This window comes from Pseudomonas sp. S2_H01 (assembly GCF_054668305.1).
This window is the reverse complement of the sequence record NZ_CP162756.1, coordinates 4,296,548-4,310,005: the sequence shown is the minus strand read 5'-3', so window position 1 is coordinate 4,310,005 and position 13,458 is coordinate 4,296,548. Positions and strand designations below refer to the sequence as shown.

At 59.9% G+C, this 13,458-nt stretch carries 13 protein-coding genes; 4 read left to right on the top strand and 9 right to left on the bottom strand.

All coding sequences use genetic code 11. The features are described from left to right. Positions 1-9 precede the first annotated feature (9 nt). Positions 10-864 (top strand): methyl-accepting chemotaxis protein, encoded by an 855-nt coding sequence (locus AB4N84_RS19325; protein ID WP_460047069.1) that lies wholly within the window; start codon positions 10-12, stop codon positions 862-864. Positions 865-947: 83 nt separating this feature from the next. Here the strand turns inward: AB4N84_RS19325 and AB4N84_RS19320 are convergent, their stop codons facing one another. Then, positions 948-1,196 carry a hypothetical protein gene (locus AB4N84_RS19320; RefSeq protein ID WP_460042681.1) on the bottom strand — a complete coding sequence of 83 codons (249 nt, stop codon included), beginning with the start codon at positions 1,194-1,196 and terminating at the stop codon, positions 948-950. A gap of 137 nt (positions 1,197-1,333) precedes the next feature. On the opposite strand from AB4N84_RS19320, the gene AB4N84_RS19315 reads away from it, so the two are divergent. Next, the gene (locus AB4N84_RS19315) at positions 1,334-1,684 is read left to right on the top strand and encodes a hypothetical protein (RefSeq protein ID WP_460042680.1); all 351 of its coding nucleotides are present in this window, start codon (positions 1,334-1,336) and stop codon (positions 1,682-1,684) included. 216 nt (positions 1,685-1,900) lie between these two features. Here the strand turns inward: AB4N84_RS19315 and AB4N84_RS19310 are convergent, their stop codons facing one another. The 6 genes from AB4N84_RS19310 to AB4N84_RS19285 all read right to left on the bottom strand — a co-directional run bounded on the left by AB4N84_RS19310 (position 1,901) and on the right by AB4N84_RS19285 (position 7,560). Then, positions 1,901-2,965: an AI-2E family transporter gene (locus tag AB4N84_RS19310; protein ID WP_074755346.1), complete on the bottom strand. Its 1,065-nt coding sequence runs from the start codon at positions 2,963-2,965 to the stop codon at positions 1,901-1,903. 166 nt (positions 2,966-3,131) lie between these two features. Then, positions 3,132-4,811, bottom strand: coding sequence for a methyl-accepting chemotaxis protein (locus tag AB4N84_RS19305; RefSeq protein ID WP_460042679.1), 1,680 nt, complete (start codon positions 4,809-4,811; stop codon positions 3,132-3,134). A 94-nt stretch (positions 4,812-4,905) separates the two neighbouring features. Next, positions 4,906-6,240, bottom strand: coding sequence for a sensor histidine kinase (locus tag AB4N84_RS19300; protein ID WP_460042678.1), 1,335 nt, complete (start codon positions 6,238-6,240; stop codon positions 4,906-4,908). Continuing rightward, entirely contained in the window at positions 6,237-6,905 is a 669-nt protein-coding gene (locus AB4N84_RS19295; RefSeq protein ID WP_074755352.1) for a response regulator transcription factor, read from the bottom strand. Before AB4N84_RS19295 ends, AB4N84_RS19300 begins: the two co-directional genes overlap by 4 nt. Continuing rightward, positions 6,905-7,171, bottom strand: a complete 267-nt coding sequence (locus AB4N84_RS19290; RefSeq protein WP_074755413.1) for a PepSY domain-containing protein — start codon at positions 7,169-7,171, stop codon at positions 6,905-6,907. The genes AB4N84_RS19295 and AB4N84_RS19290 overlap by 1 nt, the downstream gene beginning before the upstream one ends. Positions 7,172-7,251: 80 nt before the next feature. Continuing rightward, positions 7,252-7,560: a PepSY domain-containing protein gene (locus AB4N84_RS19285; RefSeq protein WP_460047068.1), complete on the bottom strand. Its 309-nt coding sequence runs from the start codon at positions 7,558-7,560 to the stop codon at positions 7,252-7,254. Between the two features lie 157 nt (positions 7,561-7,717). Here AB4N84_RS19285 and AB4N84_RS19280 point away from each other — a divergent pair, with 157 nt between their 5' ends. Both AB4N84_RS19280 and queD read left to right on the top strand, forming a co-directional pair. Continuing rightward, complete coding sequence (locus AB4N84_RS19280; RefSeq protein ID WP_460042677.1) at positions 7,718-8,800, top strand: patatin-like phospholipase domain-containing protein; 1,083 nt, start codon at positions 7,718-7,720, stop codon at positions 8,798-8,800. 133 nt (positions 8,801-8,933) lie between these two features. Then, entirely contained in the window at positions 8,934-9,290 is a 357-nt protein-coding gene (gene queD, locus AB4N84_RS19275; RefSeq protein ID WP_074755358.1) for a 6-carboxytetrahydropterin synthase QueD, read from the top strand. A gap of 232 nt (positions 9,291-9,522) precedes the next feature. Here the strand turns inward: queD and AB4N84_RS19270 are convergent, their stop codons facing one another. Together AB4N84_RS19270 and pepN are read right to left on the bottom strand one after the other, a co-directional pair. Then, positions 9,523-10,482 (bottom strand): omptin family outer membrane protease, encoded by a 960-nt coding sequence (locus AB4N84_RS19270; protein ID WP_460042676.1) that lies wholly within the window; start codon positions 10,480-10,482, stop codon positions 9,523-9,525. A gap of 278 nt (positions 10,483-10,760) precedes the next feature. After that, the gene (gene pepN, locus AB4N84_RS19265) at positions 10,761-13,424 is read right to left on the bottom strand and encodes an aminopeptidase N (protein ID WP_460042675.1); all 2,664 of its coding nucleotides are present in this window, start codon (positions 13,422-13,424) and stop codon (positions 10,761-10,763) included. Positions 13,425-13,458: the final 34 nt, after the last annotated feature.

Genomic DNA, 13,458 nt, shown 5'->3' with positions numbered 1-13,458 from the left:
TTCCTCGGAATGATTTCGCAGTTGGTGCAACGGATCAGCAGTGCCTCTACCGATCTGCAAGCAGCGGCTGCCGACACCCATCAGGTCGCCAGAAACATGGACGAAGTCGCCGGTCGCCAACGTGAGGCGGTGGAGCTGGTCAGCACCGCCTTCAACGAGATGGTCGCCACCGCTAACGAAGTCGCGCGCTCCTGCAGCGAGGCGGCGTCCAGCGCCGATTCGGGTTATCGCGACGTGTCCGACGGCCAGCAGCACATCAGCGAAGCCACGGGCAGCGTGATGAAACTGAGCAAGGAACTGCAGCAATCGACGGAAACCATGCAGTTGCTGGAGCAGGACAGCAAGAACATCAACAGCATCCTCGACACCATTCGCTCCATCGCCGAACAGACCAACCTGCTGGCGCTCAACGCCGCCATCGAAGCGGCGCGTGCCGGTGATCAAGGCCGCGGATTCGCGGTGGTGGCCGATGAAGTGCGAGCACTGGCCCGACGCACTGCCGACTCGACAGGCGAAATTGACAGCCTGCTGGGCAACCTCGGACGGCGCACTCAAGAGGTGACGCTGCAGATGCAGGGAAGCTTGCAGGTCTCGCAAAACAGCGTCGAGTGCATCCAGCAGGCTCGGGACAGCTTCGACAAGATCCGCACGTCCGTCGATTCCATCCGCGATCAGAACACTCAGATCGCCACGGCCGCGGAAGAGCAGCATCAAGTGGCGGAAGAGATCAACCGGCACATCGCGCAGATTCATGCCGATGCTCAGTTGGTGGAAGAATTCGCGCACTCGGCACAGTCCGGCTCAGGGCGCCTGACGGACATTTCCGGTCAACTCAAAGGCCTGGTGGGACGCTTCAAGTTCTGACCTCATTCAGCACTATGGCCACGGACGGCCTGTAGCCGATACAGGGAAAAGGCTCACAACCGGAGCCCTTTCGACGAGGGGGATCAGCGTTTCTGCCCGTGGGGCGAGGCGTGTGAAATAGACCTGTGCCACAACACGTTACTCACGCCCGAACGCTCCGCCGCCTCCACCATTGACGGGTAACTGCCCTGCCACGTGCCCACGATATTCCCCAACTCCGCGCCCGAATGAAGCAGCGCGTAATAAACCGCATCGTGGCCACACAACTGATCTTCCTGGCATTCCAGAACGCGTTGATTGCCTAAAAAACGATAACAAATCGTGAAGCCCATGAAGCACCTCCACAGACACTTTCCCAGTGCGCAGGCCGATCATAATCCTCGCCTTCAGCGACCGCTGTGGCGAGCCGCTCATATTTAGTGACTTTCCGGGCCACGGGAGTGAGGCCAGAGATACACGGTTTGAATCCGTGCTCAGCACGTATCACCTCAAGGCGGCCGAGCCGACCGAGAACATCCGTTTTTTTGCGTGGCGCCGGAATTGGTTTGGCCTGACGGCCAAACTGCTCCGCCCTCGCGTCGCATTTTGTGTCGTTTGGGCTATCGCGCTTGAAAAGCAAAATCAAAAGCGGGAGCGGAAAAAAGAAACTGCAGGATTCCGCAGTTCTGTAGGAGCGCGCTTGCCCGCGATCTACCGCGAAGCGGTAGCAAAATCAGGCGACTCGGTTTTACCTGATACACCGCATGCACCGGATTTGCTGCCGGTTCCCAGCAGATCGCGGGCAAGCGCGCTCCTACAGTTAACGGTGCAGGGCAGATAAGGGTGGAGTGCGGACGATTGATGCGAAAACGCGAAGAGCGTTAGCTCCAGCCCGCGTTGCTCTTGTACGCGACAGTTCAGACACTTGGTTACTCGGTGTCTTTTCAAGTAACCCGCCGATGGCGGAACAGCTCGGCCGTTAGGCCGAACCCAACATCAGCGCCAACCGGGAAAATAGAAATACCCCCCAACCAGCGCCAATCCACCAGAACAAAACCTAACCCGGCAACCGCACCGTCTTCTTCGCACCGGTAAACAACCCCCATGTCGACATGAACAACGCCGCAATCATCGGCCCGATCACAAACCCGTTCAGCCCGAAGACGGCCATCCCGCCCAGCGTGGAAATCAGAATCAGATAATCCGGCATCCGCGTATCCTTACCCACCAGAATCGGCCGCAACACGTTATCCACCAGCCCAATCACAAACACCCCGAACAGCCCCAGCACCACACCCTGCCAGATCATCCCGCTGAGCAGGAAATACGCCGCCACCGGCGCCCAGACAATCCCCGCCCCCACCGCCGGCAACAGCGACAGAAAGGCCATCGCCACCGCCCACAGCAACGCACTGGGAATGTCCAGCACCCAGAAAATCAGCCCCCCCAGCGCACCTTGCGTCAGCGCCACGACGATGTTGCCCTTCACTGTCGCGCGCACCACACGGGTGAACTTCAGTTGCAAACGGCGCTTCTGCGGCTCAGCCAGCGGAATCGCAATGCGGATTCGGCGGGTCAGGTCCTGGCCATCGCGCAGGAAGAAGAACAACAGGTACAGCATGATGAAGAAGCTCACCACAAAATCGAACGTGCCCTGGCCGAAACTGAATGCCTGGGTCGCCAGGTACTGACTGCCCTGCATCGCCGCCTTGGAAATCTTGTCCTGCAGTCCCTTGAAGTCGCCCATGCCCAGCCGATCCAGCCAATGCTGCATCGACGTCGGCAACAACGCCTTGAACTCCGCCAGGTATTTGGGAATATCCAGCTGGCCGCTTTCGACGTTTTTGTAAAGCGCCGCCCCCTCTTGAACCATCAGCATGCTGATGACGATCACCGGCAGAATCGCGATCACCAGACACACCATCAGGGTGCACAGGGATGTCAGGTTGCGTTGCCAGCCGAAGCGCGCCAGCAGGCGGCGCTGGAGCGGCGCAAAGATGATCCCCAGAATCACCGCCCAGAACACTGCGCCGTAAAACGGCAGCAGAATCCAGATGAAGGCGATGGTCACCAACACCAGAAGCAACATCAGGGTTTTGTTTTGCAGCGAGGTTTCGTTCATGTTCCTTCCATGTCATTGAGCCGCGCTGAGCGCACGGCCTAATGCTTAGTCCGCCAATCGTCACAGGAGTGCCGCCTGTAACGCTGACGAGACAAGGGTTGGAAGCCTATAAGCGAGTTTCATGACGGGCCGTTGCGACCCGCCAGGATGAGCATCAGCGCCCGCGTCAGATGCGGAACTGGCCGACCAGTTGACCGAGACGCTGATTGAGTTCGGTCAGGTTGCGCGAGGTGTTGGCACTGTGACGGGTTTCGTCAGCCACGCTCTCCACCGCCACCGCAATCTGATGCACGCTGCGGTTGATCTCTTCAGCGACAGCGGTCTGCTCTTCGGCCGCGCTTGCGATCTGCGCGTTCATCGAGTTGATGGTGCCGATCAACTGACCAATGGTGTCCAGCGACGCACCGGCTTCGTTGGCCCGCGCCGATGTGCCATCACCGGCCTCACTGGAACGACGCATGGCCGCAACCGCGCCCTGTGTGCCCTGTTGCAGGCGATCGATCATGCCCTGGATTTCTTGAGTGCTCTGCTGAGTGCGGCTGGCCAGCGCGCGCACCTCATCGGCCACCACGGCAAACCCGCGCCCCGCCTCGCCGGCGCGTGCAGCTTCGATGGCTGCGTTGAGCGCCAGCAGGTTGGTCTGTTCGGCGATGGAGCGGATCACACCCAGCACACCGACAATCGACGTCACGTCGTTCTGCAGGCTGTCCAGCGAGGTCCCGCTGTGACGAATGTCGTTCACCAAGGCGTGAATCTGTTGAATGCTGCCATCAACCACCCGCTTGGCGGCCTGGCCTTCTTCGTCAGTTTGCTGCGCCGCCACCGATGCGCCTTGGGCGCTTTTGGCGACTTCCTGCGCAGCGGCCGACATCTGGTTGATCGCCGTCGCAACCTGATCCGTCTCGTGGCGCTGACGCTCCATGGCCTGCTCGGAGCGCTGCGCCTGGTGCGTGACTTCACCCACGAGGCCCGTGAGCTGACCGGTCATCTCGGCGATCTGCCGCACGAGACCGTGAATCTTGTCGACAAAGCGGTTGAACGAGCCCGCCAATTCACCGAGTTCGTCCTGAGACGTCACCGTCAGGCGCCGGGTCAGGTCGCCCTCCCCTGCGGCAATGTCATCCAGGTTGGCTTTCATCTGGCGCAGAGGTCGCAAGAGGCCTCCCGCCATCCAGACACCGACCACGGTAATGATCACCAGCACCAGCAGTGCGATGCCAATGATGCTGACCAGCATGTTCTGCATGCGCTCGGCGACCACTTTCTGTACCTCGGCGACCTTGGCGTCGATGTTGTCCAGATTGACCGAGGAGCCGATGGCGATGTCCCATTTGGGCAGGTATTCGGTGTAACCGAGCTTGGGCAACTGCTCGGTAGAGCCAGGCAAGGGGGATGAGTATTCCAGGTAATGCGTGCCCGCTTTGCCGGCTTCCACCAAGCCGATGACGTAGGCGTTGCCGCTGGCATCGCGGGTGTCCTTGAAGCTCTTGCCAATGCCGTCAGGACTGCTGCCCTTGAACAGGCGTACGGCCTGGGAGTCGTAACCGAAGAAATAGCCGTCTTTGGCGTACTGGACCTGCGAGAGCATCTTGATGACTTGCGCGCGGGCTTCCATGTCGCCCGGTGCCGACGCGTCGTACAAGGGCTTGATGGTGCCGATGGCCACCGCGACGTAGCTTTGCAGCGTCGCCTTGGCCTCGGCGAGCAGGTGTTGGCGGGTTTCTTCCACTTCACGCTTCGCTTGGTCGCGCAGCATGACCACTGTGCTGACGCTGACTATCAGCGCAAACAGCAAGACCGGAAGCACCGCAAGAGACAGAACTCTGGCTTTCAGATTCAGGCGCATAGATACCGTGACCCTTTATTTTTGTGTGCGTTACGCCGTTGGGCTCCCAGAGGGTTAACGGCCCCGCACAACAAAAGTTGAGGTCAAGGTGCAATCAGTCCGCCATGGGCTGTACCGTTCGCTCAGGCAGGTCGATGCGCACCTGAAGCCCGCCCAAAGGGCTGTCCAGCAATTGAATGCGTCCGCCCCAAGACTCGACGATGTCCTTGACGATCCCCAGCCCGAGACCGTGCCCCGTGACCTGCTCGTCCAGGCGATTGCCACGGCCCAGAACGTCTTCGCGCTGAACCACCGGAATGCCGGGACCGTCGTCGTCGATCAACAGGCAATGGCCACCCGACGCCTGCGTGATGCACAGGCAAATGCTGCTGTCGGCCCATTTGCAGGCGTTGTCCATCACGTTACCCAGCAATTCGAGGATGTCCTCCCGGTCCCACGGCAGAACCAGCCCGGGCGCGACATGATTGTTGAGCTCCAGGTGCTCGCCGTGGATCATGCGCAGGGTGGAAAACAGGCCCGGCAGTTCAATGTCGCAATCGAACCGCATACCGGGCAAGGCATCGCCGGAGAGCCGCGCGCGATTAAGCTCTCGCTCCAGACGTTGCTGGATCTGCTGCAACTGATCGCGCAACGTATCCCGCACGTGTGGGTTCTGCTCCAGCTTTCCGCTTTCGGCGAGGCTCAACAAAACGGCCATGGGCGTTTTCAGCGCATGCCCGAGGTTGCCCAGCGCATTGCGCGAGCGCTTGAGGCTGTCCTCAGTGTGCGCCAGCAGGTGGTTGATCTGCGCGACCAGTGGCTCCAGCTCAAGCGGGACGGCCTCGTCGAGCTGAGAACGCTGGCCTTGTTGCAGTTGGGAAATCTGTTCGCGCGCGGTGTCCAGCGGACGCAACGCCCGGCGCACGGTCACACGCTGCAAGGCAAGGATCAGCAACAGCGCCGCTAGCCCAAGCCCCAGGCCAATGCGCTGAACCAGAACGAAGCTGGCCTGAACCGGTGTGTAGTCCTGCGCGACGGTGATCGAGATTTTCTGGCCGAACTTCCGGTATTCAGAGTGCAGCAACAGCAACGACTGCCGGGTCTTTTCCAGCTCAAGGTCGGCATGCAGCCCCGCCTGCTCGGGCTGTGGCAACTCAAGGTCCCACAGGGATCGCGAGCGCCAGTGCCCGTCGTCGAAGTCGATGCGGAAGTAATGACCGGAGTAGGGCCGTTGATAACCGGGTGACAAGCGGTGCTCATCCAGTTGAAGACCATTGGGTCCCCGGACAATCGCCACCAGCAGCAATTCGCTGTCATTGCGCAGCCCTGATTCCAGATAGCGCTGCAGGCCGACCTCGAACAGCCAGAGGCTGATCTGTGCCAGCACCAGCCCGACGATCAGCAGCACGCTGATGAGGCCAAGACTCAAACGTCGCTGGATCGACCTCACCCGCCGCTACCGCCAAACCGGTAACCCTGGCCGCGTCGGGTCTCGACGACGGCACGGCCCAACTTGCGACGCAGGTGGTTGACGTGAACTTCGATCACATTCGAATCACGCTCGTTTTCACCGTCGTACAGATGTTCAGCCAGATGGCTTTTGGAAAGGATTTGCTCGGGGTGCAGCATGAAATAACGCAACAATCGAAATTCGGCAGCGGTGAGCTGAATCTCTTCGCCGTCGCGACTGACGCATTGGCGCCCTTCGTCCAGATGCAACCCGGCGGCTTCCAGCGTCGGTTGATTGGCCAGGCCACGGGCACGGCGCAACAACGCCTGAATGCGCAACTGCAGCTCTTCAGGGTGGAACGGTTTGGTGAGGTAATCATCGGCACCGGCCTTGAGGCCTTCGATCCGCTCGGCCCAGGAACCCCGTGCGGTCAGAATCAGCACCGGCGTCGACAGGCCGTCTGCGCGCCATTTCTGCAGGACCTCAAGGCCTGGAACGCCGGGCAGTCCCAGGTCGAGCACGATCAGGTCGTAAGGCTCGCTCGCGCCTTGATGGATAGCGTCCCGGCCATCGGTCAGCCAGTCGACGGCGTACCCCTGACGGCTCAGGCCGCTGATCAATTCATCCGCCAAGGGAACGCTGTCTTCAACCAGTAGCAAACGCATCAATCGTCTTCCTTGTCTTGCAACAGGCGGCGGTCCCGGGCGTCGAACTTCAATTCGCGGACCACGTGGTCAGCGGTCAGCAGTTCGATTTCGTAGACCAGCACGTCATGTTTCTCTTCGAGCTCCGCTTCCAGAAGCTTTGAGCCGGGGTATCGCCCCAGTGCCTGTTCGATGAATTGCTCAAGCGGCAGGATCACACCCTGCTGACGCAACTTGAGCACTTCATCCTGATCCAGGTCGCGCGCCGTACTGACCGTACAGGCCATGACGGCACCGACCGTGAGTAAACAGTAAACGAAACACTGACCCGGACGTTTACCGGCAAAGCGACGTTTACCCGCGTTCATCAGGTGTCCTGATGGTCTTTGAGGACCTGGCCGCTGACCGCATCAAGTTCGACATCCCACTCGACGCCCTTGGCATCGCGCAGTTCGACTTGATAGACATATTTGCCATATTCCTGTTCCAGCTCGGTATCGGTAACGGTGGCGTTCGGGTGTTTGGCGAGCGCCGCAGCGTTGAGTTTTTCGAAAGACTGAATAGTACCTGCATCGCGCAGTTTGAGCGCCTCATCAGGGCCCAGATCCTTGGCCTGAGCGTAACCCGCTGTAACAGCAAGGGCGGTGGCGGCAAAAACAGCAGTTAAAGTGTTCATCAGTGAATCTCCGTGGTAGTCGTCATGTTTACGGAATCCACGATAACCAACCGAACTTAATTGAAGCTGAATTTTCTGGCTACATGCCATCACCTGCCAGACTTCCCGATTGCCTGACAGCGGATATACTTCGCGCCTGTCCACCCTTGGAGTGCCCATGAGCGCCGTCCACATCAAATCCCCAGCGCTGACGATCAAGGCCGGTCGACGGGCCATGGTGCGCATTCGCGAGCAGGGTCTGAAACCCGCTGACGTCGGGATCATTCCCGGTGCGGCAGGTGGGCCGAAAGCGCTGGGCATTCAAGGGCTGGATCTGGCGTTGTTTGGCGAGTGGCTGCCGCGCTTCGCGCGTGAACGTTCACTGATTGGCGCATCGATTGGCTCCTGGCGATTTGCGAGTGCGTGCCTGCCTGATCCGGTGCAAGGCCTGGAACGGCTGGGCAGGCTGTACAACGAGCAGAGTTTTGCCAAGGGCGTGACCATGGCGCAGGTCACGCAAAGTTGCGTGAAAATGCTCGACGACCTGCTGCAGGGGCGCGATGCCAGCGTGCTGAGCAATCCGCATTACCGCCTGAACATCATGATCGTCAAAAGCCACGGGCTGCTGGCGATGGACCATCGCGGCAGCCTGGGGCTCGGCCTCGGTTCAGTGATCGCCAACAACCTGATCGGGCGCGCGCGGCTGTCCCGGCATTTTGAACGCCTGATCATGCACGACGCCCGCCTGGCCCCTCCGCTGTCGACGCTGACGGATTTCCCCTCCCGAAGCCTGCACCTCGATGAGTCCAACTTGCGTCAGGCCTTGCTGGCCTCAGGCTCCATTCCGATGGTCATGCAAGGGGTGATGGACATCCCCGGCGTCGGCCCTGGCACGTTCCGCGACGGCGGACTGCTCGATTACCATCTGGACCTGCCTTACAGTGGCAGCGATATCGTGCTGTACCCGCACTTCACCGACAAAATCATTCCGGGCTGGTTCGACAAGACCCTGCCCTGGCGCCGAGGAGATCTGGGCCGGCTGCAGGACGTCGTGCTGTTGGCACCGTCTCGTGAATACCTGGCGACCCTGCCGTTCGGCAAGCTGCCGGACCGCAGCGATTTCAAGCGTTTCGTCGGCAAGGACAAGGAGCGCCAGGCGTACTGGCGGACTGCGATGGAAAACAGCCGACGCTTGGGGGATGAGTTCGTTGAGCTGGTAGACACGGGGGAACTGGCGGATCGGCTGGAAGTCCTGGTGTGATACATCGGGTTTAACAGGACAGGTTTAACCGAGCGGTCAGGTTCTGCCTGTTCCTTGCTAAAGCATTGCTGGTAAACTCGCCACCTGCATTTTTTCGCTCAGGCGATCGCCACCTTTCAAGGCTCTCAATACTGTGGAAATCTTCAAGGAATTTACGTTCGAATCGGCTCACCGTCTTCCTCACGTCCCGGAAGGCCACAAGTGCGGCCGTCTGCACGGTCACTCCTTCCGTGTAGCGATTTATCTGCAGGGCGAACCTGATCCGCACACCGGCTGGATTCGTGACTTTTCCGAGATCAAGACGATTTTCAAGCCGCTGTATGAGCGTCTGGACCATAACTACCTGAACGATATTCCCGGCCTGGAAAACCCGACCAGCGAAGTGTTGGTCAAGTGGATCTGGAATGAGCTGAAGCCGTTGTTGCCTGAGTTGTCGGCGATCCGGATTCACGAGACGTGCACCAGCGGGTGTGTTTATCGCGGAGACTGATGCGGCGGTTGTTCGGAAAACCACCTTCGGGTGGTTTTTTTGTGGGCGTTCGAGGCTGTCTCGGCATGAGAAGCAGATCAAAAGCGGAGCGCGCGTTGCGGTATTTGGGCCCTGACACGTGTCACTGGTCTGGCACAAAACCTGCGGGAGTCACCAAGCTGACTCCCACAGCAGAGCGGTTACCGATCACTCTGTGGATGATCGATCATCAAGCATCAACCGGTCGCAACCGTCAGAACCGATAAGCCACCGCCAGATTGGACACCACCGTTCTGCTGGATTGAGATCCGGCATCGCCGCCGTAGTAATCACGTTCACCACTCTCTAAATTCTTGACCAGAACACTGCCCTTTGCTTCAGCGTAAACCTGGTAATCGATACCGGCCTTCAACGACAGTTTCGGATTGACGTCATAGGACACCGCCAACGCCAGGCTTTGCATCCGGCCGCGATTGCCCTGGTTGCCGATGAAGGTCAGGTCACGTAGATGATGCTGATCGTGATCGCGCGCCTTCACCCACTGGCTGTACTTGAAGCGGCTCTCAACCGTCCAGTCACGGTAGTGGTAGACGCCAACCAGACCGACATAGGGCGTTTCGTAGGACTGCTGATAGGTGATGCCCTTCAGACCCGCGGGGATGTCCCCGACTTCATCGCGATGCCCTGCCTCCGACGAATAGACATAGCGACCGCCACGGGCCTGCCACCCCAGTTCGTTGCGCTGATAACCCAGCATCACGCCCAAGGCCAGATCATCCCGTTTCAGCGCCCAGGCGGTTGCCGCGACTTCCGCCTGCCAGGCCTTCTGCACGCGGGTGTCAGGGTGATCCGAAAAGTCCGTCCAGCTTTCGCCCTCATCCCCCATCCAGTCGTAGTCCTGCATGTGGCCATCGCCCTTGGCCACTTTGGTCCAACCTTTCGCCTCAAGGGAAAGCCAGTCCAGCGGATGGTAGGTCAGGCCCAGATGCAAGGTCGGCACCTGCTTGAGGTCCCAATTCAGCTGACTGACTTTCTGGCCATCGTAGGTGTCATACACCTTCTCCTGCGCCTGCCCGTTCAACAGCCCCAAACCAAGGCTCATTTCGACGCCACCCAGCTGAAACCGCTGTTCATCCGTCGTGTGTGCGTGCGCGATCGCGTGTTGCCCAACCGTCACAAGGCCCAGCAGCGCCAGCGTTTTCCGTACTTTCATCGACCATCCGCTCCTTTTATTCGAGGGTGCGCCGGGCGGCAACGCACCACCACGGCAAGCGGCGAAAGGATGAACATCAAGGAAGGACATTTCTGCCAGCCCGATCCCTGGCAAGTGTGTGAAAGCTAAACGCTTTTAAAGGGATGTTTCCTACAAGAAGTAATGGGATCTGGCGTGTGACGGCGACGCAAGCGCTACCGCCCACGATGCACACCTACAAAAAAGGGCCGCCCGTTCACACGGGCAGCCCTTCTATCAGCCGCAACAACCGACGCGAATTACGCCAGGCTTTTGCTCACCACCTCGTAGACGTCCGGCGACAACTGCCCGGAAGCACGGATGCGCTCCAGCTCGCCTTTCATCAACGCCTGACGGGCGCTGTCGTATTTGCGCCAGCGGGTCAAAGGCGCCAGTTGGCGCGAGGCGATTTGGGGGTTGAAGCCGTTCAGCTCGATGACCAGGTCCGCCAGGAAGCGGTAACCCGAACCGTCCGCCGCGTGGAAGTTGATCAGGTTCTGCCCGGCGAAGGCGCCGATCAGTGCACGGACCTTGTTCGGGTTCTTCAGGGTGAACGCAGGGTGTTCCATCAGGGCTTTCACGCGGGCCAGACCACCGGGCAAGGTGCTGCCGGCCTGAACGCTGAACCACTGATCCATGACCAGCGCGTTTTCTTTGAAGTTTTCGGCGAACACCGCCAAGGCCTTGGCCTTCTCGTCTTCGAACGGCGAGTTGACCAGCACGGCCAGCGCGGTCAGGCGCTCGGTCATGTTGTCGGCACTGTCGAACTGCTCAATCGCGGCAGCCAGCACTTCTGGTTTACCGGTCAGCATCAGGTAAGACAGCGCAATATTCTGCAGCGCGCGGCGAGCGAAGTGCTCGGACTCGGCCACGTACGCGGTCTTTTTCGACAGTTCGCGGTTGGTCTGGTAACGCTTCCACAGCGCGTCGCTCAGGCTGCTGGCCAGTTGCTGACGCGCGAATTCGCGAGCGGCGTGGATGGCATCGACGTCGGCCACTTCACTGATTTCGGTCAGGTAGGCTTCGCCCGGCAGCGACAGCATTTCCGCGACCATCGCCTGATCCAGACTGTCGTCAGCGAGCACGGTGCCGAGCGCGGTCACCAGACGTTGGTCCATCACCAGGTTCTCGCCCTTCTGGTGCTGGGCGATGAGTTCCTGCAAGACCTGAACCGACAATTGCTGGCCGGCATCCCAACGGTTGAAGCCGTCCGTGTCGTGCTGCATCAGGAACATCAGTTGATCGCGGTTGTAAGGGAAGCTCAGTTTGACCGGCGCAGAGAAGCCACGCAGCAGCGACGGCAGCGGCTGCTCGGCCACATCGACGAAGGTGAAGGTCTGTTCGGCTTCGGTCACGGAGATCACCCGCGAACTGCCCGATGCCGCGGCTTCGCCTTGCAGGCGCAACGGAATTTCCTTACCGGCGTTGTCGAGCAGGCCCAATGACACAGGAATCACGAACGGCTTCTTCTCGTCGCCTGGCTGGCCGGGTGTGGTCGGCGCGCTTTGGCGGAAGGTCAGGCTGTAGGTGTTGGCCGACGGGTCATAAGACTCGGTGACCGCCAGACGTGGCGTACCGGCCTGCGAATACCAGCGCTTGAACTGGGTCAGGTCCACACCGTTGGCGTCTTCCATGGCCTTGACGAAGTCGTCGCAGGTCACCGCCTGGCCGTCATGGCGTTCGAAATACAGGTCGCTGCCTTTGCGAAAACCTTCGGCGCCGAGCAGCGTGTGGATCATGCCGACCACTTCCGAGCCCTTTTCGTACACGGTCAGGGTGTAGAAGTTGGAAATCTCGATGAAGCTGTCCGGCCGCACGGCGTGGGCCATCGGACCTGCGTCTTCGGCGAACTGGTGCGTGCGCAGGTAAGCGACATCTTGAATGCGCTTGACCGTGGCCGAGTTCATGTCCGAGGAGAAACCCGCGTCGCGGAACACCGTGAAGCCTTCCTTGAGCGACAGCTGGAACCAGTCGCGGCAGGTCACGCGGTTGCCGGACCAGTTGTGGAAGTATTCGTGGGCAACGATGGCTTCAACACGTTGGTGCGCGGCGTCGGTCGCGGTTTCCGCGCGGGCCAGCACGGCACTGGAGTTGAAGATGTTGAGGCCCTTGTTCTCCATGGCACCCATGTTGAAGTCGTTGACCGCGACGATCATGAAGATGTCCAGATCGTATTCGCGACCGTAGACCTCTTCGTCCCAGCGCATGGATTTCTTCAGGCTGTCCATGGCGTGCTGGCATTTGTCGATGTTTTCCTGCTCGACATAAATGCGCAGCGTGACCTTGCGGTTTGTCATCGTGGTGAAGGTGTCTTCGATGCACCACAGATCACCGGCGACCAGTGCAAACAGATAGGCGGGCTTCTTGAACGGGTCTTGCCAGGTGATCCAATGGCGACCGTCTTTCCCTGGACCGGAGCCGACCAGGTTGCCGTTGGACAGCAGGATCGGGAAATCCTGCTGGTTGGCAATGACCGTCGTGGTGAACGTGCTCATCACGTCCGGGCGGTCGAGGTAATAGGTGATCTTGCGGAAGCCTTCGGCCTCGCACTGGGTGCAGAACATGCCGCTGGACTTGTACAGGCCCTCCAGCGCGGTGTTGGTTTCCGGGTGGATCTTCACGCTGGTGTCCAGGGTGAAGGTCTCGGAGGTGGGCTGGACGGTCAGGCTGTCAGGGGTCAGTTCGTAATCGCTGGACGTCAGGTCAACGTCGGCCAGCTTGACCGACAGCAGTTCCAGCAACTGGCCGTCGAGCACCAGCGGCGGCAAACCTGATCCACGCGCCGGGTTGCGGCGCATGACCAGCTGCGCGTGGACCAGAGAGTGGTCGTCGAACAATTCGAATGTCAGATGCGTCTCGTCGATGAGGTACTCAGGCGCCTGATAGTCCTTCAGGTAAATCATTTTCGGCTGTTCGGTGCGCATGATGCTGTCCTTATTCGTGTGCCAATACAGAGCT